Source organism: Methylocella sp., from assembly GCF_041905455.1.
GTDB lineage: Bacteria > Pseudomonadota > Alphaproteobacteria > Rhizobiales > Beijerinckiaceae > Methylocapsa.
In genome coordinates this window covers 64,640-89,521 of sequence record NZ_JAYRLA010000014.1, presented here as the reverse complement: position 1 = coordinate 89,521, position 24,882 = coordinate 64,640, and the positions used below count along the sequence as shown (strand labels likewise).

Genomic DNA, 24,882 nt, shown 5'->3' with positions numbered 1-24,882 from the left:
GACTACATCGAGATGTTCTACAATCCGACCCGCAAGCACGCGCGGAACGGGATGCTGTCGCCCGCCGAGTTCGAACGGCAGCACAAAATGCAAGCCGAGGGCGTCTAAAAAACTCGGGGCGGTTCAGGCGCCCTCGCACGCCTCGAAAGAACGGCCTGCGGTACGATCGGCGTCATTCACAGCCATGCGCACCCAGCGTTGGGTCGCTGGAGGCCGGGGTACACGTTTGTGGATATCATCGCGCATAGTCGGAGCCTAGGCGCCAATCCTGACATTGTCAATAAAAATGCATAATACGAACCTTACATTGTAATAGCGAAGGTGATGGAGAAAGAAATTTCGGCGTCGGACTGGACCGCGACGAACGGAGCCGCGCCTATGCGATCCTGATCTCTCGTTAAAAAGAATGCAGATAAAACGGCAACAAATACATGACGAGAACCCAATCGCTCCACGACGCAACTCCGATCGTTGGCGTCCTTAGCCGTAAAGGCTGCTCACATACCCAGCGCCGCGCCCAGAGCTGTGCCGAGCGCCGCCGCATAGGGGGCTAGCGCAGTTCCCGCCTCGGCCAGGGTTCCAAGATGTTCAACGAATTCGATGACCTTGCCAACCTTGGACGGCGACGGATCCTCTTTCGCCTCGGAAACGTACGTCAGCGCCTCGTGCTTCTTCTCCTGCGGCAACCCCGTCGTATCGTGCAAGGCGGCTTCCAGCTTCGCGAGTTCAGACTCGATCGCCTGGACTTGCTGCTGCGATAGCACCTGGACGTTGGTCGCCCCGTAATTGACGGCGGGCGAACTGTCAAAGCCAACGGCCCCCGCGTTCAGGTTTCCGATGTTATATTGCTTGTCGACCATCGTGATTCCTCCAAAGAGTCCCTGTGCGCCGGCGCCGATCTGCCGGAAGACCGCATAGATAGGCGTCTGTATGGCGCTCGCTTCCATGCTGTTGCGGAGCAGAGAGCCCGGGGGCTCGCCATCATAAATCTCAACGGCGTAAAGATGATACCGTCGGCTGTGCCGCGCTTGGCGCACGATGTGATCCATGATGTGCTGGCGGACCTCCGCGTCCGGCTCAGTCGTCACCCACTCCATGACGAGAGGCTCGAAGATATCCACGAACGTGTTGCGCAGGCCGACCGCGAGACCCTTTCGCGCCTCGACAGATGGATCACCCATGCCCAAGCTGACATATTCCCAGTATGGCTGCGCGGCGGTGGCCTCAATGGCGAGCAGCTGAAACAGCCAACCGCGAACATTGTCTGGATGGTTTTCTATGTCCTTCAGATCGATTCCCAGGTGAACTACCCGGAGCTTATCGTTCTCAGTGATCGCCCAGACGCAGTATTGCGAGACGAGGGGATCATGGTGCGTCCCTAGGGCCTTAACCATCTCCGCATCGCTGTGGCGCGGGTTCAGGAGGTTCTCAGGCGACCGGTCGAGACCGACGACAATCAGTGCGAGTTTCAAAAGATCGGGTGTCGCCCGCTCGACGTCGAGCGGAAGCTCCTTGAGGTCGAGCTGGGTCGCCGGGATATGCTGCAAGGCAGCGAGCGTACGCATTTGCGGGTCGAAGTTGATCCTAGCAAGCGCTTTCGCTGGGTCGGATCGAATACAAAGCTTGTAGATTGCAGCGACGCCGGCGGCGACCGTCTGTGGCTCGTCGGGATGGTTTTTGATCAGGTGTTGAACGGCGGGGATGCAGGTGCCAGCATCTCCAACTCTGGCAAGGGCGTTGAGCACCCAGCGCCGCACCTTTTCGTCAATGGTGGGACGGAAAGCGGTGGTCGTGACGGAATTCACAAGGCCAATGAGTTGAGAGGGATGGACCGTCCGGCCGCGTCGGTAGGACTTGCTAAGGCTTTGAAGAGCGCTCTTGATCCGGACGTTGTCGCCGGAATCGATCTGGGACCGGATGTAGTCGGTCTCGACCCTATCGAGAATGAGCCGTCTCGGACCTCGCACGTTGCTTCCCCGGGCAGAGTCGCCCTTCGACGGCGCTCCGCAAGACCCGCTGCGACCAAGGGTCGAAATCGTCTACATCATTCACTGACGAGGGATCGTCAAGCCACCCGATGTCGTTGAGAGCCAATCTTCTTTTTGTCGGCTCGAACCAAGTCGGGCACTCATAGCAGATCACCGCAAGCAAGTCGCCGCCACCTTGGCCGGATGCCCAGATAAAATGAGACAGACGGCCATGGCGAATTTCGTTCTCCGGCTCTTCGGCGACCTCGGGGATGTCGAGGTCCACCTTGGTCGCATGCACGCCGGAATCGACGATGCCGAAGTCTTCAGTGTTGAACAGCGTGTGTTCGAAATCGTGCACAAGGCTCGCGAAGCCGATGCACCGCTTATACATGAACGAGTCGCGGTCCTCGCGATATCGTCCTAGGCGGTAGGTGAGCACCTGTTGACCGCGCTGCACGCAGACGAAAGCACGGAAAAAGACGCTGCCTTCCGACCGGTGCCGCGGGTCTTCGTATCGGCATTCGTCGGACTGAAGCAGCTCCAAGATCGCGTCCGGATCGATGGGCTTGTCCCTTCCAAACCGCGTCAACGCTTTCTCGTCGAGCGCGAGGGCCGCTCCCATGACGAGCTCTCGAAAGCGGCGCCGTGTTGGAACGGGTCGCCGATATTCCTCGGGAAGCGAGGTATCGGTCAGGAATTCGCGGAGGAAAAATTTGCCCGGCCCGGGCCTGAAGAACAAGCTGCGGTCGCTCCGCTTCACCAGATCCTCGCTGAGACGCGCACCGAGCGTTTTATGCTGAGTCCGGCCGTGGAGGTTGTGGGAGACGATGCCCAACTGATATGCGATAGCGAGGATGGCACGAGGCGTCAGCGGTCGCCGTTCCGACCTTAGAACAATTCTCGCAATGTCCAAGTATGCATCCACGTGGTCACTCTGACGAGGGATTTAACTATAGCCGAGCCGACGGATCCGGACAACTATCGTCCGGTATCAAGCTCCTGCTCGGATATGCGTCCTTCTTGGAAGAGCGCCCAAACGGGGCCAGCGAGACATCCAAGCCCGAAGTCCGGCCTCGACGGAGCGAGCACTTACCGACAGAGATGAGGAATCGGAGCTTAACGCCAATTTACCAAGGTAAATATATAGAACGCAACTATTTGGGCTTGTCCGTGACATCAGAGGAGTGGACAATGTCGGAGCATGGTTTGCAATCGAGGGGTCCGTGAAATTCGTTTCGGAACGTTCGCGTCCCAAAGGCGTCCGCGACGAGGTGCGAGCTGCTTTCTGCATTCCTTGCGGCGCCTATTTTCGCATCACCGCCCAATGTCCGCAACGCGCACTTTAAAAATAGATGGGCGCGGCGCAATAGGAGTGCCCAACTTTATCCTCTCCGACGCGCCATTTTCGCGCCACTCTGGAACAAAACTGGGTACTTGTTGAGGAACGTGCAATAGTCTCCGCTGCTGCTTCACTCGGCTAACCGCGTGTTGGCCTTGGTTTTGCTTTCCGCGCCGGATCGCTCGTGTTACCCTTATTCATGTCACTGAAGCTTCCATTCAGTTGATCGCGAAAAACGCTCGCCAGTGCGGCGGCGTGCTTTGGATCGTCAATCGTAGTGATTACGGCCAGCATGAGCTAGCTCAATTGTGCATTGATATCGAGTCGGTGCCACAGTGTCTGCTGTCTCAATGCGACAATAAGAAAGCCTATATACGTTGCAGCAACTCCCCAATTTCCTAGAAATAGTACAGCAATGCCGTCGCTAAGAATAATTGTTATTACAACAACTGCTATCACGAATAATACAGATACACCAATAATCACGTAGAATCTCCGATATCGCCTGGTTTCAGAATTTTTGTGGTCATTTTCAGAGCGGATTTTGATCATAAATTCTATCAATTTCTCTTTCGCCGCCATAATTCTCTTAGATGAGGCAGGCGTAAGAGAGAGATCGGGAGACTCTCCTGTCTTTTCTTGCTTCTTCCCGAGAAAAAGTCGATTGATTTGATCTTCGCTGAGATCATAAGCTTGACTCACAGCGCTCATAAATGAATCGATCTCGGGCGTCGGCATGGCAGATCGCAATAAGTCAGACATGTCGCTGCTCCATTCTTAGTCGCGCTCTAGCGAACCGCGACACGGCGGCAACGGTCGCTTCTCCCCATGTCCCACGGCAGAAAATTTCGGGATCTATATACGTGCTTGACCCAATCGCCTGATTGGGGTACTGTCTTCTCGTTGAAGGAGACGGCGCGTGCTCAAGAATTTCGACAGCCTTTTCGACCTGATGGAAGCCTTCCCGGACGAACAGGCGTGCGTCGATCATCTCCGCGCGATCCGCTGGCGCGATGGCGAGTTCTGCCCGCATTGCGGCGACAATCGCGTCTATCACTTTTCCGACCGCAAGACATTCAAGTGCGGGGCGTGCAAGGCTCGCTTTTCGATCAAGGTCGGAACGATCTTCGAGGATACCAAGCTCCCGCTCCGCAAGTGGTTCATGGCCATTTGGCTCATCACGAACCATCCGAAGGGCATCGCCAGCGTTACGCTCGCCAAGGACCTGAAGATCACGCAAAAGACGGCGTGGTTCGTCCTTCATCGCCTCCGCCATGCGGCCCGCGCCGCGTCGTTCAACGCGCCTCTAAAGGGCGACGTTGAGGCCGATACGACATTCGTCGGTGGCAAGGAGAAGAACAAGCACGCCGACAAGAAGACGCCGGGGTCGCAGGGCGGCGCGAACAAGGCCGTTGTGCTCGGCGTCATCGAACGCGACGGCGAGCTTCGCGCCGAGCATGTCGGCGACGCTAAGGCCAAGACGTTGCAGGGGAACATTCGTCGAAATGTGAAGGCCGGATCAGCTGTGCTGACCGACGAAGATAGCGCCTTCATCGGCCTCGACCGCGATTTCAATCACTTGACGGTCAATCATAGCAAGGGCGAGTACGTTCGACTTGGAGGTTTCGTCCATACGAACGGAATTGAGAGCGTTTGGGCGCTGCTCAAGCGCCAGATCGTCGGCATTCACCACCGGGTTTCGCCGAAGCATTTGCAGCGGTACGTTGACGAAATGACGTGGCGGTTCAATCGCCGCGAAATGCGCGTCACGCCGCGCATGAATGACATGTTCGCGTGCGTCGAAGGCAGGCTGACATACAAGGCCCTCATCGCATGACGAACAAGGGCAAAAAGCTTGAGCCGCCCCTCAAGCTTGATATGGATTTCGGGGAGGCGCTTGAGCGCTTCACAGGCGTCGACCCGAGAGAAGTCGCCGAGAGCGTGGAGCGCTCGAAGCAAAAAAAGCCGCCGGAGAATGAGCCTCCCCGACGGCCAGAACGCAAACAGAGCGTCAGTGCGTCACCTACGGGCCGCCAACGCAAGCCCGATGGCGACTAATGCCGATTAGGCCGGAAGGCCGCGGAAATGCCCGCGGACGTATTCCAGCTTGCCGAAGCGGATGCGATGATAGGGATCAACCCAGACCATCGTGTCCTCCTGCGGTTCGGCACCGCATTGGACAATCCGGGGTCTCTATGATATAGAGACCCCGTAATCGCTAGACGTGACCGGTGCCTTTGCAAGGGGTCCCCACGTCCGGTTACCTAATGGAGCCCGCTTGCGACCTGGTACGTCGCGGCGGGCTTTCCGTTTTTCAGGCCGCCGCATTCATACAATAAGATTCATCGCGCCCAGCAACAGCTCGAAGAATGGCGCAAAGAAATGAAGCGCGTCGATACGTTCATTGCTGATTGGCATGAGTTCGCCGATGCTCACAGACTGCCCGCATATGAGGATTTGAACCCGCCTCCTTCGTCCGCGCCCTTACCTGACGAAGACAGCTACGGTGTTCCGTCAAAACGGCCGAGGGGCAATTCAAAAAAAGAGCTTGTTGCAGAGGTCGCCCGCGAAATCATTCAAAGAGCCGGTGAGCCTGTGTCGCGATCGGAGCTTTTCAGGGCGTTGACGTCCAAAGGGCTTCGTATTGAAGGAACTGATCCTGAAATGGTCTTGTCCACCATGTTGTGGCGGATGAAGGACCGCATCGTGAGGCTCCCGCAATTTGGCTATTGGATCGCGGATAAGGAATATGTGCCGGCTGGATACGACCCGTCTGCACCCTACGACGGCGACGCCGAAAGCGCGGAGATGGCAAAGCGAGATGTCGCGGGGCATCTGCCAGAAATTGAATAGCGGCATTCAGAACGATCAAAGACAGTCCGGCCATCGCGCCGGGCTTTTTCATGCCTCCCTTTCGGCTAAGTCATACACGTATATAGGATCCAAAATTTCCTCGAACAAAATAACATAATACAGAAGCACAAAATCCGACCGTATTACAACCTCCAATGACTTTACAATGGAGTTAGGGCAATGTGTTTTGCAGAACTCTGAGAAACCCTCCGGACCACAAGCACTTACATCCAGAACGCCATCAAAATGAGATGGAAGCGCTTTAACTATTTCTTCAATGCCAACAACGCGGTCGGAGAACTCTATTGCTATGTTATCCACACAATGGCCAGCAATACAAACGAGTGGCGAATTTTCAAGCGCTACCCGTTTGAAATTGGCGAACGAAGCCCAGTCAGTGCCCCTCAATCCATTGTCTGAGAGCACTTTTAGTTGGCGCATCCTTTTATCAGCATACAAAAGACGCTCGTATTCCTTCCAAGTTGTAAACGAAGAGCAAAACTCAGACCGCGCTTTCGCGCGCCAAAACGCCTCTTCATGCAGCGGTAGGCAGCAAAGCAACACACAGTCTTGCAACCTGATCGAACGCCGCGCTGGCGAGATGGACTCCGTCATGGTTTGATCTCCGCGAGATCAATTTTCACTGTACCGTTCTCGAAGCGGAGGGCCATCCGCCATTGCCCTGATGATCCGTCAATGGTGCCTTCTAGATATGCACCCGGCCGCCCCCCGGCCTCGATGCCCCGCAGCCCAATTACTGAATCGTACAAGTCATCTAAATCTTCTTCGACCTCAGCATGCAGCGCATTCATTGCCTCCGCACCGCGGAGAGAAGAGCTGCTTAGATTGCGAATGAAAGAACGGATGGCTGCGGCCATATAGCTAATGGTTAATTCTTGCCTAGCATATGCGGTGACCTCACCCCGCTCGAATTTTTGGTTGTACTTATACGGGCCGCCGCGCGGCGTTGCCGCGAGGGTCGCCAACCCACCGCCTCCCCCGCCGGCACCGCTTGATCCCGAAGGTGGCGGTGTTGGTGGTGAGCCCATGAGACTTTTGCCGACTTCCGTCATAACTGCAAATGGCTGCCATGGCATTTCGGGTTCCGGGAAGACATCATTCTGTACAACGTCAAAGCCAGAGCCACCGCCTCCCGACCCGGCCGCGGCCATCATCAGGCTAGATGTGTCGAAGTCTTTGGGAGTTCCCATGCCTCCGAACGAGATCCGCGGCCTGGTTCCTGCGAAATGCGCGCTCCACGCTTTTGTCAGGCTCTGATATAACGCCCCGAGTGATCCATAAGGTTCGCTCAGTATAGGCAGTCCGATGCCAGTATACAATGCGTGGACCGGGCCCTCCCTCGTATCAGCCCGCATGAGCAAAAGCCCCCCCCCCCCTTTCCATCTTGTCCCAAACCAGCCTTTACGATCTCGTTGTAAAATTCACTCTCGTCCGTCCGAATACCTATTGACGACAATCGCTTTAACTCATCTGTCGATAACTCATGAGCGGCATTCTGTTGTCGAAGTTTCAAAATATTTTCCTGCCCAGAATATAAAATATCACGCTTTGTATCGAGTTCCTCCTGACCACGGAGATTTTTTGTTTCTTTACTCATCATGGCCATTAGTGAATTTGTCTCATCGATAATATGTGGATAGATATTACGCAAATCATCAACAGGATAATCTTGATTCGGAGCTATTATGGAGGGCGAGGGTACCGATATTTTTACCTCCGCGTTTGGAACAAGACTTACTATTCCAATTTTGTCGAATCTGTCAGCGAATTGGAGGGTGCCATTGTCCCCTCGATTGCCAAACCCTTCGAGCCGGATCTTCTTTGCATCAATCGCCTGCTGAAGCGTAAGCGGAGGACCAGATCCGACGGTAACTGTTGCGCTACCCAGATCGCTGGGAGCGTAGGCGTACGTTGCGCCGCCGCGCGGAGCATGGGAGAATTCATCAAGACAATGAGTATCAAGTGTATCAAACCCGCCGCCGGCAATTGTAATTGTCTGGGGAAGGATCAGGAGACGCTGAAATGTTTCCGCTTGAACGCTCGAAGTAAATAATATTACTGCCAACATTGTTAATATCGACTCGACAGCACGATATTGCAATTTCATAGAATCCCCCCTGTTATGTTGTACCGGGACGATCACCTCGGGGCTGTACCCGATACAGAAAATTTTGATCTGTACGAGACGTAGAAAATAAAGTATTCTTGTTGCGCCGCCAAAAGACGGCGGTCGCGATAGAGTACTGCCGTCGGAGATAAGTTCAAGGGCGTGGCTTCGTCGCCGTGGGCATGCGCACCAACATTATCGCGTCCGTCCAGACGGATCGGCAAGGGCAGTGATCGACTAACGGCCCTTGGTCGCTGGGCTCCGACGAACGCGTTTTCACGAAATATATGGAATAACAATCATATAAGAGTGCCCAGTTTCATCCTGCCGGGCGCGCCATCTTCAGTTTAACATGAGATGGTTCTGCAGTCTTGGTCACCAATTGGTCATCTCCCGCTGCCTCCCGCTGCGAGGAATAAACGTCGACTAAAAGGCGGAAAGCCGGGTCGCGGCCAGAGCTGATTAGCTCTTTTCCAGACGTTCGGGCGCTGCTCGGCGAGCATTTGAACGGAGGTTTGGCTGACGGAACGCGTTGCGCGCCATGCGCGGGCGGAGCATCTCTCAACGCGACAGGGCCCCGGTCTCGACATGCAGCTGAAACGTTGGTTGCCCGTTGCCGATCGACGTCTCCCTGATAGTCGGCCTGCGCGATCGCGCGCTGATCGGCGTCGTTGCCGTTTCCCTCGCCTCGCGTTTGGCGCTGTGGTTCACCGTGCCGCGTCGAAGCTGCTCCGTACGGGGTGCTCGCGGGCGCGCCTACCTCGGAGAGCACAGCCCATCTTGAAAACGGAGCCACTTTGGAGAATGCTTAGTTTATGGCAGCGCACGAGAGATGCACCACGCGGTTACGACATTCGGCGACCAGATGATGCTCGATAAAGTATCAAAGGATTGTCATCTGATTGCAGGCGGCTACGTGAGGCTTCGCGAGAAGGAGCTACCTGGAGGACTGGGATACATTGCGATTTAATGGAGGTCACAATGATGCGCGTTCTTCTAACTTTTTTTTTGCTGATAGTAGCGCCTATTATGGCCCGCGCCGACGACAAGTGCCCCGATCCAATTGCACAGATAACGACTGATATTAAAGGTAAGATCGATGGGCAGGTTAATACATTTCTCAAATTAGGAAATGTCAAAGCTGTTGGCGATATCGATACAATTACTACCGATGTTCTACATTCATACCCTAATGCTGATCACTTAGCTATTGTTCAAAACACACTATCGATCCTTTGTAACAAGATTTTATCTTCGCCAGATTACAGCAACGAATTTAAGCAGCAAATCATATTAAGAATGCTAAACACTCTTGGCGACGTTAAACCTAATCCGCTTGAAGACATGGAAGCGATTGTTCCTCCAGGGCGGTCGTCAAAAGACTTTGCTAGATCGATTCTAGGCGTCCCAAGAACAAGTGACGATAACATTGATGTATTTGATAGGAATGAACTTTTAATTTCTGTCGCATACTATACAGATAGCGATAGGAGCAAATATCTTGCAGGAAACAACGTTCGTAGTAATATGGTAAAACGTATCACAATCGGGATTGATCCATATTATCACGGGGACGGAACCACTACAGTCAAATGGCGTGGTTCATCAATCGTTTTCCGGAAAACCAAGGTACGCGATGTATTTGGTGATCATCCATACAGAACTTCCTGTGTCCTCGGCACTTATAAATTAGACTTTCCATACGATGACATATTTTACCTTGAGTGCTTTGGTCGTATATTTTTCGATGTACCAAAGCAACAATCTGCAGTGCTCAAGCAACTTGTGTCTTTGCATAAGGAGGTTGGATATTGTAATCATCAACGTCTTGCCCAAATTCCAACAGTAACTGCAGAGTTGGCCAAATTTGGATATAACCAAGTCGGCCCAGATGGTTGCTTTGACCCGATGTTTGCAACCAATTTCATAGAAGAAAAAATGATAAACGCGTGTCTAGATTTTTCAATATACGCGGTAGATTTTGACGATTATTTTCACAATGGTAGCTACAATGCGTTTGAGATAGGCGCTTTTCCGCTTGTCAATTAGTACAGTATCGTTGATCAAGGTGATGCGATAAAAGAGCGCTATTTTGTCGGGCTTCGTTTCGCGAACCGTGATAAACAACTTCGCGGTCGAGAGCGTACTTACAAAGATGGGCTTAATTGAAAGTACCTTTATAAATCAATGGGAAAATCAATCACATAAGAGTGCCCAGTTTTATCCTCTCTGGCGCTCCAAATTCCCGCCATGCAGGATGAAACCGGGCGCCAAGGCCGCCGGACGAAACGCGACGGCCGAACTGGCCTCCGGCGGGACATGCGGCGATATTGTCGGCGCGCAAACGGGCGCGGCCGGCTCCGGGCTAGATTCAGGGCCGCCCGCGGGAGGCCCGGGATGCGAAGACGCGCAGACGATTCGGTTGACGCCCTCATGCGCCGGTCGCCGGCGGTCCTGCGCGTTTTCCTGGACCAGGGGCTCCTGTGTCCGGGGTGCCCCTTCGCCCGCCTGCATTCCCTCGACTATGCGGCGCAAGCCCATCGCCTGGACGCCGCCGCGTTGCGCCTGGTCATCGAGAAGGCGCTTGCGTCGAAGCCGCGCCCTCGGCGAGCGCGTAAAGTCCGTGCGGATCCCTGATCACGACGCGCTGGCGCCCGGCCTCGATCAGGCCCCGGCTCTCCCACGCGCTGAAGACGCGGCTGACCGTGTGCAGGGTCGTGCCGGCCATCTCCGCCACATCCTGACGACTGATCGGAAAATCGATCTCGACCCCTTGCTTCACCGGCTTTCCGGCCTGTTGGGCGAGGCGCAGAAGGGCGTGGGCGACGCGGCGCTCGACCGCCTCGGTCGCCATCTCGACAACCCGCGAATGGGCGTCGAGCAGGCGCTCGCCCACGACCTGAAGCATCGCCTCGACCAGACCTGGATATTTGCGGGAGAGGTCCGGCCAGATCGACGAGGGCCAGGCGAGCATGACGCTGTCGGCCACGGCCTGCGTCGTCGCCGGATACGTCGTCTTGCCGATCGCCACCGCGAGGCCGCAGAACTCGCGGGGGCCGACATGGCGCACGACCACCTGCTGGCCGGCCGGCGTCAGCTTGGCCGCGCGCAGACGCCCGTGCAGCACGAGAAAGAACGAGACGGCCTCCTCGCCCTGTTCGAAGAGGATCGCGCCGCGCGGCCGGCGGATCGCGCGCGCGCTCGCCAGAATGTCGTCGAGCTGGCGCGGGCCATAGGCGTCGAAGATCGGAACGTTGGCGAGAAGCGAGCGGTCGAGCGTGGCCATCGACGATCCTTGCGATTCGCTTCGGCGGAGCGCGACGCCGCGAGTTTGCCGTCGCGCAAAGGCGCGGGCGCGGAACTGTCCTAAGGCCGTCAGCCATATCGGCTCGCGTCCGTCGGCGCGACGAATCGCGCCGACGGGCTTGCGGCCTCGCGCGCGGCCCGAGCCTATCCGTACGAGCCTTTTGGCGAAAGGCGACGAAAAATTTCCAGAACGCGCCGAAAGCAGGCTCTTTCTCCCGCAACAGGGCGCGCCCGCGCCCATCGTCCGGACATTCTTCGATGCCGCCCATTCCCCGCCTCAGGATCTATGACGGCCCGGCGCTGCTCTCCAACGGCTTCCGGCCGTTCTTCCTGCTCGGCTCGATCTACGCCGGCGGCGCGATCCTGCTCTGGCTCGCCGTCTACCTCGGCGGCGCGGGCGTTCCGAGCGCCTTCGCGCCGCTCGACTGGCACATGCACGAGATGCTCTACGGCTACGCGCCGGCGGCGATCGCCGGCTTCCTGTTCACCGCCGTGCCGAACTGGACCGGGCGCCTGCCGCTGCAGGGCCGCCCGCTCGCGGCGCTCGCCGCGCTATGGGCGGCGGGGCGCGTCGCCGTCTTCTTCTCGGGCGTCACGGGCTGGGCGTTCGCCGCCCTCGTCGACTGCCTGTTTCCGCTGACCCTCGGCGCCGTCGTCGCCCGCGAGATCGTCGCCGGCCGCAACTGGCGCAACCTCGTCGCCGTCGCCCTCGTCACGATCCTGTTCATCGGCGACGTCGCTTTCCATCTCGAGAGCCATCTGCGCGGCGCCGCGGTCTATGGCGCGCGGGCGGGGCTCGCGGCGACGATCATGCTCATCATCGTCGTGGGCGGGCGCGTCGTCCCGAGCTTCACCCGCAACTGGCTGGCGCGCGAGAATCCGGGCCGGCTGCCCGTCCCCGCCGGACGGTTCGACGCCGCCTCGACCGGCTTTTGCGCCCTCGCCCTCGCCGCCTGGACGCTTGCGCCGCATGCCTTCGTCACAGGCCTCCTCGCCGGCCTCGCCGGCGCGGCGCAGGCGTTCAGGCTGTCGCGATGGGCGGGGGACCGGACGGGCGCCGACGCCCTCGTGCTCATCCTGCACGTCGCCTACGCCTTCATTCCTATGGGCTTCCTCCTCACCGCCGCGGCGGCGTTCGACCTCGTTTCGTCTTCGGCCGGGACGCACGCCTTCGGCGCCGGCGCGATCGGCGTGATGACGCTCGCGATCATGTCGCGGGCGAGCCTCGGCCACACCGGGCGCGCCCTGTTCGCCTCGCCGCCGCTGCGGCTCGTCTATGTCCTCGCCGTCGTCGCCGCGCTCGCCCGCGTCGCCGCGGCGCTCCTGCCCGAATGGGGCTTCACGCTCCTCCTGGCCGCCGGCTTCGCCTGGAGCGCGGCGTTCCTCGGCTTCGCCGTCCTCTACTGGCCGATTCTCACGAAACCGCGAGCGTCCCGCTGAGTGTTTGCGCCGGAGCAAAGAGCCCAAGGCGTGAGCGCGGCGACAATGTCGCAAGACGCATTCCTGGAGGGCTTCGATCATGTTTTTAAGAAAGGGACTGGCGATCTGCGCGTCCCTGCTGCTCATGGCTGCGGGCGCCAAGGCCGAGGCCATGAGCCACGACCACGAGGGCGCGCCCGCCGCGGCCGCGCAGGCGCAGAAGGCCCGCACGTCCGATCCCCACGCCGATCCGCACGGGGACGCGGCGGCGCCCGGACAATCGCATCTCTACACGCCGGTGGCGTTCACGCTGAGATCGGGCATCGCCGACGGCCGCATGGTCTATATCGGCGTTGGCGGCGCCATCGACGGCAAGGTCAATCCGCAACTGAACGTCCATGAAGGCGAGACCGTCCAGATCAACCTCGTCAACGGCGAGGGCGCCGAGCACGACGTCGTCGTCGACCAATACGCCGCCCGCTCGGACCGCGTGGTGGCCAAGGGCGCGAGCTCGGTATTCTCCTTCGTCGCCGACAAGGCCGGCGAATTCGCCTATTACTGCTCGGTGCCGGGACACCGGGCGGCCGGCATGGAGGGGCGCCTCGTCGTCGCCGCCGGCCCGCGCTCCAAGGAGACGTCGGACGCCGCCGACATCACCCGCGATCCGAGCGAGGTGCCGCCGCCGATCGGAACGCGCCAGCCGCAGGTCGTGCGCGTCGATCTCGAGACCGTCGAGCTGAAAGGCCGGCTCGACAACGGCGCGAGCTACACCTACTGGACCTTCAACGGCAAGGTGCCCGGCCCGATGCTGCGCGTGCGCGTCGGCGACACGGTCGAGACCCATCTCAAGAACGCTTCGGAAAGCGTCATGGTCCATTCGGTCGACTTCCATGCCGCGACGGGCCCGGGCGGCGGCGCCGCCTTCACCCAGACCGAGCCCGGCAAGGAGACGGTCGTGACCTTCAAGGCGCTCGCGCCCGGCCTCTACGTCTACCACTGCGCGACGCCGAGCGTCGCCCATCACATCACCAGCGGCATGTACGGCCTGATCCTCGTCGAGCCGGAAGGCGGCCTGCCGCAGGTCGACCGCGAATTCTACGTGATGCAGAGCGAGCTCTACACCGCCAAGCCCTTCGGCTCGATCGGCGAACAGGAGCTCGACTACGACAAGCTGATCTCCGAGAAGGCGGAGTATTTCCTGTTCAACGGCGCGGTCGGCGCGCTCACCGCGACGCATCCGCTGCGCGCCCGGCCGGGCGAGACGGTGCGCATCTATTTCGGCGTCGGCGGACCGAACTACACCTCGACCTTTCATGTCATCGGCGAGATCTTCGACCGCGTTTACCAGGGCGCGAGCCTGACCTCGCCGCCGATCACCAACGTCCAGGGCGCGACGGTCGGCCCGGGCACGGCGACGGTCCTCGAGTTCAAGGTGGACCGGCCCGGACGCTATATCCTCGTCGACCACGCGCTTTCGCGCGCCGAGCGGGGCCTCGCCGGCTTCCTCATCGTCGACGGTCCCAAGGACGACGAGCTGATGCACGCGGGACCGGCCAGGAAATAGCGGCGCGGGACCTTCGGCTGCGCGAGAGGAAGCCGCGGACCGCCGGTCCGCGGCTTTCGCGTCTTCGGGAGGCCTATTGCTGCGCGAGGAAGAGAAAGGCGGCGATGGCGATCGAGGCGAGCGCCGCGGCGAACGCGCCGGGCAGGCTCATCGCGCCGCGCCGATGCATGAAGACGATGAAGGCGACGATCGCCGGCGTGAACAGGACGAGGCCAAGCTGCTGCTCGTTCACCGCGCCTTCCTTTCGACATGCGCGCTCGCCGCCGGCCGCAGCACGTCGCCGGCGGCGTGGATCGCGAACACCGCGCCGCATAACAGGATGAGATAGACCGAGAACAGGGTTCGCCAGCCGGCCGGCGCGTCGCGCAGCCCGAGGAAATAGCGCAGGATCGTCGAGGCCTTGAGCCCGGCGACGGCGGCGACGACGCCGACCTCGACCAGCCCGCCGCCGGGAAGCGCCCCGGCCGCGGCGACCGCGAGCGCGGCCAGCGTCAGCGCGCACAGGAAAACCCAGGCCTTGACCAGCGCCGCCATGGTCAGCGCGCCAGATAGACGATGGGGAAGATGAGCGCCCAGATCATGTCGAGCATGTGCCAGAAAGCCGCCCCGGTCTCCATGTTCTCGAGGCTGTCCGCGAAGAAGACGATGACGAGGATCACCAGCCCGAATACGACGTGCAGGGCGTGGAACCCGGTGATGAGGAAATAGAGCCTGAAGAAGGGGTCGCTCTCGACGCCGAATCCTTGCGCGAACAGATCGGAATATTCGACGCCCTTGATCGCCAGGAACGCGACGCCGAGCAGGGCGCCGGCGGCGAGCGGCGCCCGCGCCCGCGCGCCCCTGCGGCGCAGCTCGACCGCGGCCGCGACCAGAAAGCCGCTGGTGACGAGGACCAGCGTGTTGATTCCCGCGAGCGTCCTGTGGAGATGGGCCTGCGCCGCGGCGAAGCCCGCAGGATCGAGCGCGCGCGCGACGCACAGCCCGAGCAGGAAGGCGCCGAAGGCGGCGAGCTCGCCGAGGATCAGGATCCACATCATGGGATTGCCGGGCAGGCCCGACAACGCGCCCCAGCCGGGCTCCTCCTCGTGGTTCTCGCTCATCGCGCATGGTCCTTCACGGCGCCCGGCGCCGGCCGCGCTCAATAAGCCGGGCCGGGCGGCGCTCGTTCCTTGTCGTAGCGCAAAGAGCGGGTAAAATCGTCCGCCTAAGGTGAAGCGAGGCGAACGAGACGCCCACGCCGTCCGGCCGGCCGCCGCGGCGAAGTCCGCCCGCGAGGCGAGGGAGACGTCCCTGAGATGAGCGAAAGATTCACCAAGGCAGCCGCCAGGAATATCTTCTACGGCGGCTCGCTGTTCTTCTTCGTCACATTCGTGGCGTTGACGGCGCACACGCATTACTACATCCGCACGACCAGCACGGACGAGACGACGCTCACCGACGGCGTGAAGCGCGGCAAGCATGTCTGGGAGCGCAACGCCTGCATCAACTGCCATACGCTGCTCGGCGAGGGCGCCTATTTCGCTCCCGAGCTCGGCAACGTCTGGGTGCGCTACGGCGGCCGCGAGGACCCCAAGAGCGCGCGCGAGGCGCTGATCGCCTGGATGCGGTCGCAGCCGAGCGGCGTCGAGGGCCGCCGCCAGATGCCCGATTTCCATCTCAACGATCAGGACGTCAACGACCTCATCGATTTTCTGGAGTTCACCAGCCGCGTCAACACGCAGGGCTGGCCGCCGAACAAGGCGGGCTGAGGGGAGCCTTTTTCATGAAATATCCGACCCAGAAGGTCGCCCTGGCCTATTTCGCCTGCGCCATGATCCTGTTCGGCGCGCAGATGCTTTTCGGCTTGCTGGCCGGCTTCGTCTACGTGTTCCCGAATTTCCTCTCCACCCTCATTCCCTTCAACATCCTGCGGATGATCCACACCAACGCGCTGATCGTCTGGCTGCTGATGGGATTCTTCGGCTCCGCCTACTACCTGGTTCCCGAGGAGGCGGAGCGCGACATCGAGAGCCCGCTGCTCGCCTATGTCCAGCTCGCGCTGCTGATGTTCGGCGCGCTCGTCGCGGTCGGCGGCTACCTCCTCGGCATCCACGAGGGCCGCGAGTTTCTCGAACAGCCCCTGTGGATCAAGGGCGCGATCGTCGTCGTCGCGCTGATCTTCCTCTACAATATCTCGATGACCATGCTGAAGGGGCGCAAGACCGCGATCGGCAACGTGCTGCTCCTCGGCATGTGGGGCATCGCCGTGTTCTGGCTGTTCGCCTTCTTCAATCCGTCGAACATCGCGCTCGACAAGATCTACTGGTGGTGGGTGGTGCATCTGTGGGTCGAGGGCGTCTGGGAGCTGGTGATGGCCTCGATCCTCGCCTTCCTGATGATCAAGATGACCGGCGTCGACCGTGAGGTCGTCGAGAAGTGGCTCTACGCCATCGTCGGCCTCGCCCTGTTCTCGGGGCTGCTCGGCACCGGCCACCACTATTACTGGATCGGCGCGCCCGGCTACTGGCAGTGGATCGGCAGCGTGTTCTCGAGCTTCGAGATCGCCCCGTTCTTCGCCATGGTGATCTTCGCCTTCACCATGGTCTGGAAGGGCCGCCGCGACCATCCGAACCACGCCGCCATGCTGTGGGCGCTCGGCTGCACCATCGGCGCTTTCTTCGGAGCGGGCGTGTGGGGCTTCATGCACACCCTGTCTTTCGTCAACTATTACAGCCATGGCACGCAGGTGACGGCGGCGCACGGCCATCTCGCCTTCTTCGGCGCCTATGTCATGCTGAACCTCGCGATGATCACCTACGCCATGCCGTATCTGCGCAACGTGCGGCCCTACAACCAGCTGCTCAACATGTGGAGCTTCTGGATCATGACCTCGGCGATGGCCTTCATGACCTTCACGCTGACCTTCGCCGGCGTCGTCCAGACCCATCTGCAGCGGGTCATGGGCATGGCCTACATGGAGGTGCAGGAGCAGCTCGCCCTGTTCTACTGGATGCGGCTCGGCGCCGGCGCGCTCGTCGCCGTCTCGGCGCTGATGTTCATCTACTCGGTCTTCGGGCCGGCGCGCGAGCAGGCGCCCGCGCGCGAGGCGGCGCTGCAGCCGGCCGAATGAGGAAGGGCGGTCGATCATGCTGAAGCCCTTCGAGGAGGCGCAGGCGGAGCCGCCGTCCGCGCCGTTCTACGAGCCGGCCGGCCTCGAATGCGAGATCTTCGAGCGCGCCTTCCGCAACCGGCTCCCGGTCCTGCTCAAGGGTCCGACCGGCTGCGGCAAGACCCGGTTCGTCGCGCACATGGCGGCGCGGCTCGGCCGGCCGCTCCACACCGTCTCCTGCCATGACGACCTGACGGCGGCCGACCTCACCGGCCGCTATCTCCTGAAAGGCGGCGACACCGTCTGGGTCGACGGGCCGCTGACCCGCGCCATGCGCGAAGGCGCGATTCTCTACCTCGACGAGGTGGTCGAGGCGCGCAAGGACGTGACCGTGGTGGTGCATCCGGTCACCGACGACCGCCGGACGCTGACGCTCGAGCGCACCGGGGAGCGCATCGAGGCGGACCCGCGCTTCATGCTCGTCGCCTCATATAATCCCGGCTACCAGAACATCCTGAAGAACCTGAAGCCGAGCACGCGGCAGCGCTTCGTCGCGATCGAGTTCGACTTTCCCGCGTTCGAGGCCGAGGTCGCCATCGTCTCGCGCGAGAGCGGCCTTGCGCGCGAGCGCTGCGCGCCGCTCGTCAAGGCGGCGCAGGCCTTGCGCCGCCTCAAGGGACAGGACCTCGAGGAAGGCGCCTCGACCCGCCTCGTCGTCCATTGCGCGAAGCTGATCTGCGACGGGCTCGACTACGACGGCGCGCTGCGCGCCGCCCTGTTCGAGCCCCTGACCGACGATCCTGAAGTCCTGCGCGGCCTCGCCCGCGTCGCCGAAATCGCGACGGGCTGAGCGCCATGTCGATCTTCGAGCCCGAGGAGACGGTCGGCCTCTTCTGGCATCGCCTGATCGGCTCGTCGCGCAGCTGTCCCGCCTTTCCGCAGGCCGCGGTCGGGCTCGAGGAGATGCGCGCGCGCGTCGGCCTCATATTCCGCGCCTGCGGCGGCGGGGGCGGCGTCGTCGTCGGCGAAAGCGCGCCGCGGGTCTCCGGCCACCGGTTGAATCTCAGGCAGGCGGTCGGCCTTGGCGTCGAGACGCTGGAGACGCCGACGCTCTCGGCCGGGGCCCTGCGCCTGCCCGCCTGCATCGATTTCTTTCCGGACCGCGCGGACAACGCCGGCCTTTACGAATGGCTCGGCGCCTGGTTCGCGCACGCCGTCTCTCCGCCGCCGCAGGCCGACCCGCTGCGCGCCGATCTCGCCCGCCTGCGCGCCGCGCTGGCGACGACGCGCGCGGCGCTCGCCGCCTGGCCGGGGCTCGGCCGCCTGCACGCGCGCCTTTGCGGCGCGGTCCTTTCGACGCGGCCGCGCCGCCGCGCGCCGCCGGTCGAAGCTGCGCTCGAAGCGGCGATCCTCGCCCTTCTGCGCGGCGAGCGGGAGGCGCCGGGGCCCTTCCTTCCGCTCATCCTCGGCGAGGGCGTGCTCGAGGAGGCGGTCGCGCCGCGCGGCTACCGGACCTATCTGCCGGTCCCGCTCTGGGGCGAGGCGCCGCCCGACGCCGACGGCGGCGAGCGCGAGGCGGCGGACGAGGCGGGCGGCGACGGCGAGGCGGCGGAAGGGCCGGCGCGACGGGCGACGCGCAAGAGCGCCGAGCGCAGCAAGCGCGGAGACCCGCTGATCCTGCACCGTTTCGAGACGATCTTCACCATCGCCGACATGATCGACGTCGGCCGCAAGGTCGAGGACGACGACGCGCACGCGGCGAAGCAGGCGCTCAAGGACACGCCGGAGCTCACCCTCGCCGCCAATCCGAAGCGCGCCGCGACGCGCCTCAAGGTCGACCTCGACCTCGCCGCCTCGGCGGCGCCCTCCGCGCCGCTCGTCGGAACTTTCGTCTATCCCGAATGGGACTACAGGACGCGGCGTCTGCTGCCGGCGCATTGCCGCGTCCTCGCGGGACTGGCGCAGGAGGAAGGCGAGGCGTGGGCGCCGGACGAGGCGGCCCTGCGCAACATCCGCAAGGTGCGCCGCCAGTTCGAGGCGCTGCAGCCGCGCCGCCAGAAATTGCGCGGGGAGCCGGACGGCGACGATCTCGACCTCGCCTCGCTGGTGCGCGACGTCGCCGACCGGCGCGCCGGCGCGCCGGGCTCGGAGCGCCTGTTCGACGCCCTGCGCCCGGCCGCGCGCGACCTTTCGCTCGCCGCGCTGATGGACGTCTCGCTGTCCACCGACTCCTTCCTCGGCGGCGCGCGCGTGCTCGACGTCGAGAAGAGCGCGCTGCTCGCCCTGACGCACGGCCTTTCCGCCTGCGGCGACGAGCATGCGGTCTTCACCTTCTCCTCGCGCCGCCGCGCGCATGTGCGCGTGTCGACCGTCAAGGAGTTCAACGAGCGTCTCGACGGCGCCGTCGCGCGCCGCATCGCGGCCTTGAAGCCCGGCCAGTACACGCGCATGGGCGCAGCCGTCCGCCATGTCGCGGCGCGGCTCGCCAAGCGCCCCCAGCGGCGCAAGCTGCTGCTGCTGATCACCGACGGCAAGCCGAACGACGTCGACCATTACGAAGGCCGCTACGGGATCGAGGATACGCGCATGGCCATCGTCGAGGCGCGCAAGAGCGGGCTTTGCGTGTTCGGCGTCACCGTCGACGAGGGCGCCAAGGATTACTTTCCTCATATCTTCGGCCGCGGCGCCTACTGGATCGTCGGCGACGCGGCGCGGCTGCCGTCGGCCCTGCCGGCGATCTATCGCCAGATCTCGACCTGACGTCAAAGAAGGATGCGCCTCATGTTGAACAGGCTCCCTGTCGCCGCGGCTTTCCTGGCGGCGAGCGCCGTCCTCGCCTACGGTCAGTCGAACCTCAAGCCGGACGCGACGCCCCGCCTGCCGGCGCAGCCCGGACAGGGGCTGTCGCTGGAGGATCAGGCCTTCTTCTCCCACGCGGAGAACCTCAGCGCCGCGGTGATCGACGCCGGCCGCGTCTGCGCCGCGAAAGCGGACGACGCGCAGGTCAAGGCGCTCGGCGAAGATCTTGTCGCCGTCCATACGGCGCAGCTCGAGAAGACGCGCGCGCTCGCCGACAGGTTCAAGGCGGCGCGGGCGCCGGCCGCTGCGGCCCATCCGTGGGACGCCGAGATCGCGACGCTCAAGGGCCTGTCCGGCGAGGCGCTCGACCGGGAATGCCTGCGCTGGTATTGGCGCGCGCATATGGCGCTCGTCGATCTTTACCAGGCGCAGGCCTCGCAGACCCCCGAGAACGACCTCGCCAAATTCGCCATCCTCTCCCTCGCGCAGATTCAGGAGCGGTTCGATCGCGTGCGGCCGCTCGGCGCCAAATACGGCCTGAAGACCGAGACCCTCGGCCAGCCGCCGCAATACTGAACGATGACGCGCGGACCGAGTTCGCGCTGAGCGGCCGTCCTTTCCAGGACCGCCCGCCGCCGGGCCGTTCGAGCGCCCCCGGCGTGGCCCGTCGCCCGCTCGCCTTCCACGCTTCGTCACGCCTTGGCGTCGCCGGCCGCGCCGGAGTCGTGACGGCCCTCGGCGTCAATCAATTTTTTCTATCAAACATTCCATAAGATCAATTGGACGCAAGCGACGCGGACGCTCATTTCAACCGCTCAAACGCATCGGCCCGGGGCGACGTCGAAGCTGCGTCCGGGCGGCGACAGGAAGCGGTGGAGGAACGCCTTATGCTGGAGACGCGCGCGTCGAAACCGATCGACGCCGGGCCGCTCGCCTTTTTGCGGGCGCAGCTCGCCCCCATGCGCCTCCGGCAGGCGGCGCTCACCGGCCTTGGCGGCTTCATCACGATTTTCTGCCTCGCCAGCCTGACCGCCTGGCTGGAGCGGCTGCTGCTCATCGCGCCCTTCGGCGCGAGCTGCGTCCTCGTCTTCGCCCTGCCGGACAGCCCGCTCGCGCAGCCGCGCAACGTCATCGGCGGCCACCTGGTCGCGACCGCCGTCGGCCTCGCCGCGCTCGCGCTGTTCGGACACGGCCCGTTCGCGCTCGCGGCGGGCGTCGGCCTCGCGATCAGCGCCATGGCGCTGACGAAGACCGTGCACCCTCCGGCGGGCGCGGACCCGATCGTCGTCATCCTCGCCGGCGCCTCGTGGCCGTTTCTTTTCACCCCCGTCCTCGCCGGCGCCGTGTTCATCACGCTTATGGGGCGGGCGTACAGGGGCGCGCCGTTTCGATTGGAGAAATTGATCAGGTCCATGCGATAAGCCGCGCATTCGGCGGGCGCAGCGCCGCCGCGGTCGTCCTGCGCGATTTTTCCGTGCGATCTTCCGGATGCGACGCCCATGCAGGTCCGTCACCTCTCCTATTTCGTCACGCTCGCCAGGGAGCGTCATTTCGCGCGCGCCGCGGAGGCCTGCCATGTGAGCCAGCCGACGCTGTCGGCCGCGATCCTCAAGCTCGAGGCCGATCTCGAGGTCCGGCTCGTCGTCCGCAACCACCGCTTCGTCGGCCTGACCCCGGAGGGCGAGAAGCTGCTCGCATGGGGCCGCCAGATCCTGACCGACTACACCGGCCTTCGCGACGACCTGACCGGCCTGCGGCGCGGCCTCACCGGCGTCCTGCGCCTCGGCGTGATCCCGGCGGCCATGCCCGCCATCTCCCTGCTCACCACGCGCTTCCTCAAGGCGCATCCGGCGGCGAGGGTCGAGGTCCTGTCGATGACCTCGCGGGCCATCCAGCGCGCGCTCGACGGCTTCGAGATCGACGGCGGCGTCACCTATCTCGACAACGAGCCGCTCGAGAACGTGCGCGTGGCGCGGCTCTATCGCGAGCGCTACGTCTTCGTCGCCAACCGCGGCCACCGGTTCGCCGGGCGCGGCGCGATCGGATGGACGGAGGCCGCGGCCGAGCGCCTGTGCCTGCTGAGCGACGACATGCAGAACCGCCGCATCCTCGACAAGCTCGCGGCCTCGATCGGCGTGTCGATCAAGCCGACGGTGGTCAGCAACTCGTTCCTCGGCGTGTGCTCGCATCTGCGCCAGGGCGACTGGTCGGGGATCGTGCCGCACACGTTCTTCTATGTCTTCGGCGCCGCGCCCGACCTCATGGCGATAGACCTCGTCGACCCGGTCCATAGCGAGGGGATCGGCCTCGTGCTGTCGGACCGCGATCCCTTGCCGCCGATGGCTTCCGCCCTGCTCGCCGCGACGCGGGCTTTTGACCTCGAGGCGGAGCTCGAGTGCGCCCTGCGCCCGAATTGATCGAAAGCCCCTATCAGGCCTTCAGATGTTTTCATTGGATCTTCAAGTAATATTCGACGAATGTTCCGGTCGTTCGACGCGTATGACAGCAACTATGCGTCATGAGCGCGTCGACGGAGGAAACGCTGAAGATCACGACGCAGCTTCGGGCGATTCAAGCTTGATGTGAATTGTTCCAAGCTCGATCGCGTCCGGCCGAGGTTCGGCCGGCGGCCGTTTCCTCGCGCAAAATCCAAGGAGGAGACCAATGGCTAAAGTCGTATGCGTTCTTTATGATGATCCGGTCGACGGCTACCCGAAGTCCTACGCCCGCGACGATCTGCCCAAGATCGAGGGTTACGCCGATGGCCAGACCCTTCCGACGCCGAAGGCGATCGATTTCCAGCCGGGCGCGCTTCTCGGCAGCGTCTCCGGCGAGCTCGGCCTGCGCAAGTATCTCGAATCCAACGGCCACACCCTCGTCGTGACCTCCTCGAAGGACGGTCCCGACAGCGTCCTCGAGCGTGAGCTCGTCGACGCCGACGTCATCATCTCGCAGCCGTTCTGGCCCGCCTATCTGACGGCCGAACGCATCGCCAAGGCGAAGAACCTCAAGCTCGCGCTGACCGCCGGCATCGGCTCCGACCATGTCGACCTGCAGGCGGCGATCGACCGCGGGATCACCGTCGCCGAAGTCACCTACTGCAACTCGATCAGCGTCGCCGAGCATGTGGTGATGATGATCCTCGGCCTCGTGCGCAACTACATCCCCTCCAATCAGTGGGCGACGAAGGGCGGCTGGAACATCGCCGACTGCGTGACGCGCTCCTACGACGTCGAGGGCATGCATGTCGGCACCGTCGCCGCCGGCCGCATCGGCCTCGCCGTGCTGCGCCGCCTGAAGCCGTTCGGCATGCACCTCCACTACACCGACCGTCATCGCCTGCCGGAGTCGGTCGAAAAGGAGCTGGACCTCACCTGGCATCCGACGCGCGAGGACATGTACAAGGTCTGCGACGTCGTCACGCTGAACTGCCCGCTCCATCCCGAAACCGAGCACATGATCAACGACGAGACGCTGAAGCTGTTCAAGCGCGGCGCCTATCTCGTCAACACGGCGCGCGGCAAGCTGTGCGACCGCGACGCGATCGTGCGCGCGCTCGAAAGCGGCCAGCTCGCGGGCTACGCCGGCGACGTGTGGTTCCCGCAGCCGGCGCCGAAGGATCATCCGTGGCGGACCATGCCGCACCACGGCATGACGCCGCACATCTCCGGCACCTCGCTGTCGGCGCAGACGCGCTACGCCGCCGGCACGCGCGAGATCCTCGAGTGTTTCTTCGAGGGGCGCCCGATCCGTAACGAATATCTCATCGTCGACGGCGGCAAGCTCGCCGGAGTCGGCGCGCATTCCTACAGCGCCGGCAACGCCACCAAGGGCTCCGAGGAGGCCGCCCGCTTCTCGAAGGCGAACTGACCTTTGGTCGGGGCGGCTCGCGCCGCCCCGACGCATGTCGCAGAACGACGCTTGAGCGCGCGCAAGCTCCCCTGTCGACGCGACCCGGCGCGGCGCCTCAGGCCTCCTCCTCGATGGCGATCTGGGCGACGGCTTTCGCGCCGCCGTTGAGCTGGGCGGCGGCGAGATGGCCGGCGAGGACGGCGCAAAGGCACAGCGCGACGGAGCCGAAGACGTTGGCGCCCGCCCGGACGACGGCGCCGGCGCGCAGCAGGTCGAGCGTCTGGAGGCTGAACGAGGAGAACGTCGTATAGCCGCCGCACAGGCCGACCATCACGAAAAGGCGCAGGTTCTCGGAGACGGGATAGCGGCCGTGCGCGAGAGTGAGCGTGCCGAAGAAGCCGATGACGAACGAGCCGGAGATGTTGATGAGGACCGTTCCCCAGGGAAAGGCGCGGCTGATCGGCAAGGCGAGCACGGACACGGCGTAGCGCGCCAGCGTGCCGAGGGCGCCGCCGATCGAGACAATCAGGCAAGTGACGAATGACATGCTCGCTCCACTGTGGA

Annotated in this window: 26 protein-coding genes; 15 read left to right on the top strand and 11 right to left on the bottom strand. The window is 62.5% G+C overall.

The window, feature by feature from the left end; genetic code table 11:
* Window positions 1-497: 497 nt before the first annotated feature.
* The 3 genes from ACE3OG_RS12590 to ACE3OG_RS12580 form a co-directional block, all read right to left on the bottom strand.
* Window positions 498-1,967 carry a hypothetical protein gene (locus ACE3OG_RS12590; RefSeq protein ID WP_374309159.1) on the bottom strand — a complete coding sequence of 490 codons (1,470 nt, stop codon included), beginning with the start codon at window positions 1,965-1,967 and terminating at the stop codon, window positions 498-500.
* Window positions 1,936-2,895 (bottom strand): winged helix-turn-helix domain-containing protein, encoded by a 960-nt coding sequence (locus ACE3OG_RS12585; RefSeq protein ID WP_374309157.1) that lies wholly within the window; start codon window positions 2,893-2,895, stop codon window positions 1,936-1,938. Before ACE3OG_RS12585 ends, ACE3OG_RS12590 begins: the two co-directional genes overlap by 32 nt.
* A 711-nt stretch (window positions 2,896-3,606) precedes the next feature.
* The gene (locus tag ACE3OG_RS12580) at window positions 3,607-4,071 is read right to left on the bottom strand and encodes a hypothetical protein (RefSeq protein WP_374309155.1); all 465 of its coding nucleotides are present in this window, start codon (window positions 4,069-4,071) and stop codon (window positions 3,607-3,609) included.
* A gap of 157 nt (window positions 4,072-4,228) precedes the next feature.
* On the opposite strand from ACE3OG_RS12580, the gene ACE3OG_RS12575 reads away from it, so the two are divergent.
* The 3 genes from ACE3OG_RS12575 (at window position 4,229) to ACE3OG_RS12565 (ending at window position 6,162) form a co-directional block, all read left to right on the top strand.
* Window positions 4,229-5,146 carry an IS1595 family transposase gene (locus tag ACE3OG_RS12575; RefSeq protein WP_374309153.1) on the top strand — a complete coding sequence of 306 codons (918 nt, stop codon included), beginning with the start codon at window positions 4,229-4,231 and terminating at the stop codon, window positions 5,144-5,146.
* Complete coding sequence (locus ACE3OG_RS12570) at window positions 5,143-5,367, top strand: hypothetical protein (RefSeq protein WP_374309151.1); 225 nt, start codon at window positions 5,143-5,145, stop codon at window positions 5,365-5,367. Before ACE3OG_RS12575 ends, ACE3OG_RS12570 begins: the two co-directional genes overlap by 4 nt.
* Before the next feature lie 324 nt (window positions 5,368-5,691).
* The gene (locus tag ACE3OG_RS12565) at window positions 5,692-6,162 is read left to right on the top strand and encodes a hypothetical protein (protein WP_374309149.1); all 471 of its coding nucleotides are present in this window, start codon (window positions 5,692-5,694) and stop codon (window positions 6,160-6,162) included.
* A gap of 48 nt (window positions 6,163-6,210) precedes the next feature.
* On the opposite strand, the gene ACE3OG_RS12560 is transcribed toward ACE3OG_RS12565, so the two are convergent.
* The 3 genes from ACE3OG_RS12560 to ACE3OG_RS12550 form a co-directional block, all read right to left on the bottom strand.
* Complete coding sequence (locus ACE3OG_RS12560; RefSeq protein ID WP_374309147.1) at window positions 6,211-6,777, bottom strand: hypothetical protein; 567 nt, start codon at window positions 6,775-6,777, stop codon at window positions 6,211-6,213.
* Complete coding sequence (locus ACE3OG_RS12555) at window positions 6,774-7,148, bottom strand: hypothetical protein (protein ID WP_374309144.1); 375 nt, start codon at window positions 7,146-7,148, stop codon at window positions 6,774-6,776. Before ACE3OG_RS12555 ends, ACE3OG_RS12560 begins: the two co-directional genes overlap by 4 nt.
* 323 nt (window positions 7,149-7,471) lie before the next feature.
* The gene (locus ACE3OG_RS12550; RefSeq protein WP_374309142.1) at window positions 7,472-8,290 is read right to left on the bottom strand and encodes a hypothetical protein; all 819 of its coding nucleotides are present in this window, start codon (window positions 8,288-8,290) and stop codon (window positions 7,472-7,474) included.
* Window positions 8,291-9,271: 981 nt separating this feature from the next.
* Between ACE3OG_RS12550 and ACE3OG_RS12545 the strand changes: the two genes are divergently transcribed.
* The gene (locus ACE3OG_RS12545; protein ID WP_374309140.1) at window positions 9,272-10,339 is read left to right on the top strand and encodes a hypothetical protein; all 1,068 of its coding nucleotides are present in this window, start codon (window positions 9,272-9,274) and stop codon (window positions 10,337-10,339) included.
* A gap of 201 nt (window positions 10,340-10,540) precedes the next feature.
* Window positions 10,541-10,927, top strand: coding sequence for a hypothetical protein (locus ACE3OG_RS12540; RefSeq protein WP_374309138.1), 387 nt, complete (start codon window positions 10,541-10,543; stop codon window positions 10,925-10,927).
* Here the strand turns inward: ACE3OG_RS12540 and ACE3OG_RS12535 are convergent.
* On the bottom strand, window positions 10,860-11,576 hold the full coding sequence (locus tag ACE3OG_RS12535) for a Crp/Fnr family transcriptional regulator (RefSeq protein ID WP_374309136.1): 717 nt from the start codon (window positions 11,574-11,576) through the stop codon (window positions 10,860-10,862). The genes ACE3OG_RS12540 and ACE3OG_RS12535 overlap by 68 nt on opposite strands.
* 278 nt (window positions 11,577-11,854) lie before the next feature.
* Between ACE3OG_RS12535 and ACE3OG_RS12530 the strand changes: the two genes are divergently transcribed.
* A complete protein-coding gene (locus ACE3OG_RS12530; RefSeq protein ID WP_374309134.1) occupies window positions 11,855-13,036 on the top strand; it encodes an NnrS family protein in 1,182 nt (393 codons plus the stop codon).
* A 79-nt stretch (window positions 13,037-13,115) separates the two neighbouring features.
* Window positions 13,116-14,579 carry a copper-containing nitrite reductase gene (gene nirK, locus ACE3OG_RS12525; protein ID WP_374309132.1) on the top strand — a complete coding sequence of 488 codons (1,464 nt, stop codon included), beginning with the start codon at window positions 13,116-13,118 and terminating at the stop codon, window positions 14,577-14,579.
* Between the two features lie 73 nt (window positions 14,580-14,652).
* Here nirK and ACE3OG_RS12520 read toward each other — a convergent pair whose 3' ends face one another.
* Genes ACE3OG_RS12520 through ACE3OG_RS12510 form a run of 3 tightly spaced genes read right to left on the bottom strand, consistent with a single transcriptional unit; the run spans window position 14,653 to window position 15,679 of the window.
* Window positions 14,653-14,811, bottom strand: coding sequence for a hypothetical protein (locus ACE3OG_RS12520; RefSeq protein WP_374309130.1), 159 nt, complete (start codon window positions 14,809-14,811; stop codon window positions 14,653-14,655).
* A complete protein-coding gene (locus tag ACE3OG_RS12515) occupies window positions 14,808-15,113 on the bottom strand; it encodes a cytochrome C oxidase subunit IV family protein (RefSeq protein ID WP_374309128.1) in 306 nt (101 codons plus the stop codon). The genes ACE3OG_RS12520 and ACE3OG_RS12515 overlap by 4 nt, the downstream gene beginning before the upstream one ends.
* A gap of 2 nt (window positions 15,114-15,115) precedes the next feature.
* Window positions 15,116-15,679, bottom strand: a complete 564-nt coding sequence (locus tag ACE3OG_RS12510; RefSeq protein ID WP_374309126.1) for a cytochrome c oxidase subunit 3 — start codon at window positions 15,677-15,679, stop codon at window positions 15,116-15,118.
* Between the two features lie 195 nt (window positions 15,680-15,874).
* On the opposite strand from ACE3OG_RS12510, the gene ACE3OG_RS12505 reads away from it, so the two are divergent.
* From ACE3OG_RS12505 to ACE3OG_RS12470, 8 genes are all read left to right on the top strand, one after another.
* Window positions 15,875-16,327, top strand: coding sequence for a c-type cytochrome (locus ACE3OG_RS12505; RefSeq protein ID WP_374309124.1), 453 nt, complete (start codon window positions 15,875-15,877; stop codon window positions 16,325-16,327).
* A 14-nt stretch (window positions 16,328-16,341) separates the two neighbouring features.
* Window positions 16,342-17,688 (top strand): cbb3-type cytochrome c oxidase subunit I, encoded by a 1,347-nt coding sequence (locus tag ACE3OG_RS12500; RefSeq protein WP_374309122.1) that lies wholly within the window; start codon window positions 16,342-16,344, stop codon window positions 17,686-17,688.
* Window positions 17,689-17,704: 16 nt separating this feature from the next.
* Window positions 17,705-18,517 carry a CbbQ/NirQ/NorQ/GpvN family protein gene (locus ACE3OG_RS12495; RefSeq protein WP_374309120.1) on the top strand — a complete coding sequence of 271 codons (813 nt, stop codon included), beginning with the start codon at window positions 17,705-17,707 and terminating at the stop codon, window positions 18,515-18,517.
* A 5-nt stretch (window positions 18,518-18,522) separates the two neighbouring features.
* Window positions 18,523-20,427: a nitric oxide reductase activation protein NorD gene (locus ACE3OG_RS12490; protein ID WP_374309118.1), complete on the top strand. Its 1,905-nt coding sequence runs from the start codon at window positions 18,523-18,525 to the stop codon at window positions 20,425-20,427.
* Between the two features lie 21 nt (window positions 20,428-20,448).
* A complete protein-coding gene (locus ACE3OG_RS12485) occupies window positions 20,449-21,042 on the top strand; it encodes a DUF4142 domain-containing protein (RefSeq protein WP_374309116.1) in 594 nt (197 codons plus the stop codon).
* Window positions 21,043-21,353: 311 nt separating this feature from the next.
* Window positions 21,354-21,887 (top strand): HPP family protein, encoded by a 534-nt coding sequence (locus tag ACE3OG_RS12480; RefSeq protein WP_374309114.1) that lies wholly within the window; start codon window positions 21,354-21,356, stop codon window positions 21,885-21,887.
* A 78-nt stretch (window positions 21,888-21,965) separates the two neighbouring features.
* Window positions 21,966-22,883 (top strand): LysR family transcriptional regulator, encoded by a 918-nt coding sequence (locus ACE3OG_RS12475; protein ID WP_374309112.1) that lies wholly within the window; start codon window positions 21,966-21,968, stop codon window positions 22,881-22,883.
* 247 nt (window positions 22,884-23,130) lie between these two features.
* Entirely contained in the window at window positions 23,131-24,336 is a 1,206-nt protein-coding gene (locus ACE3OG_RS12470; RefSeq protein ID WP_374309110.1) for an NAD-dependent formate dehydrogenase, read from the top strand.
* A gap of 97 nt (window positions 24,337-24,433) precedes the next feature.
* On the opposite strand, the gene crcB is transcribed toward ACE3OG_RS12470, so the two are convergent.
* Entirely contained in the window at window positions 24,434-24,865 is a 432-nt protein-coding gene (crcB, locus tag ACE3OG_RS12465) for a fluoride efflux transporter CrcB (RefSeq protein WP_374309108.1), read from the bottom strand.
* Between the last annotated feature and the right edge of the window lie 17 nt (window positions 24,866-24,882).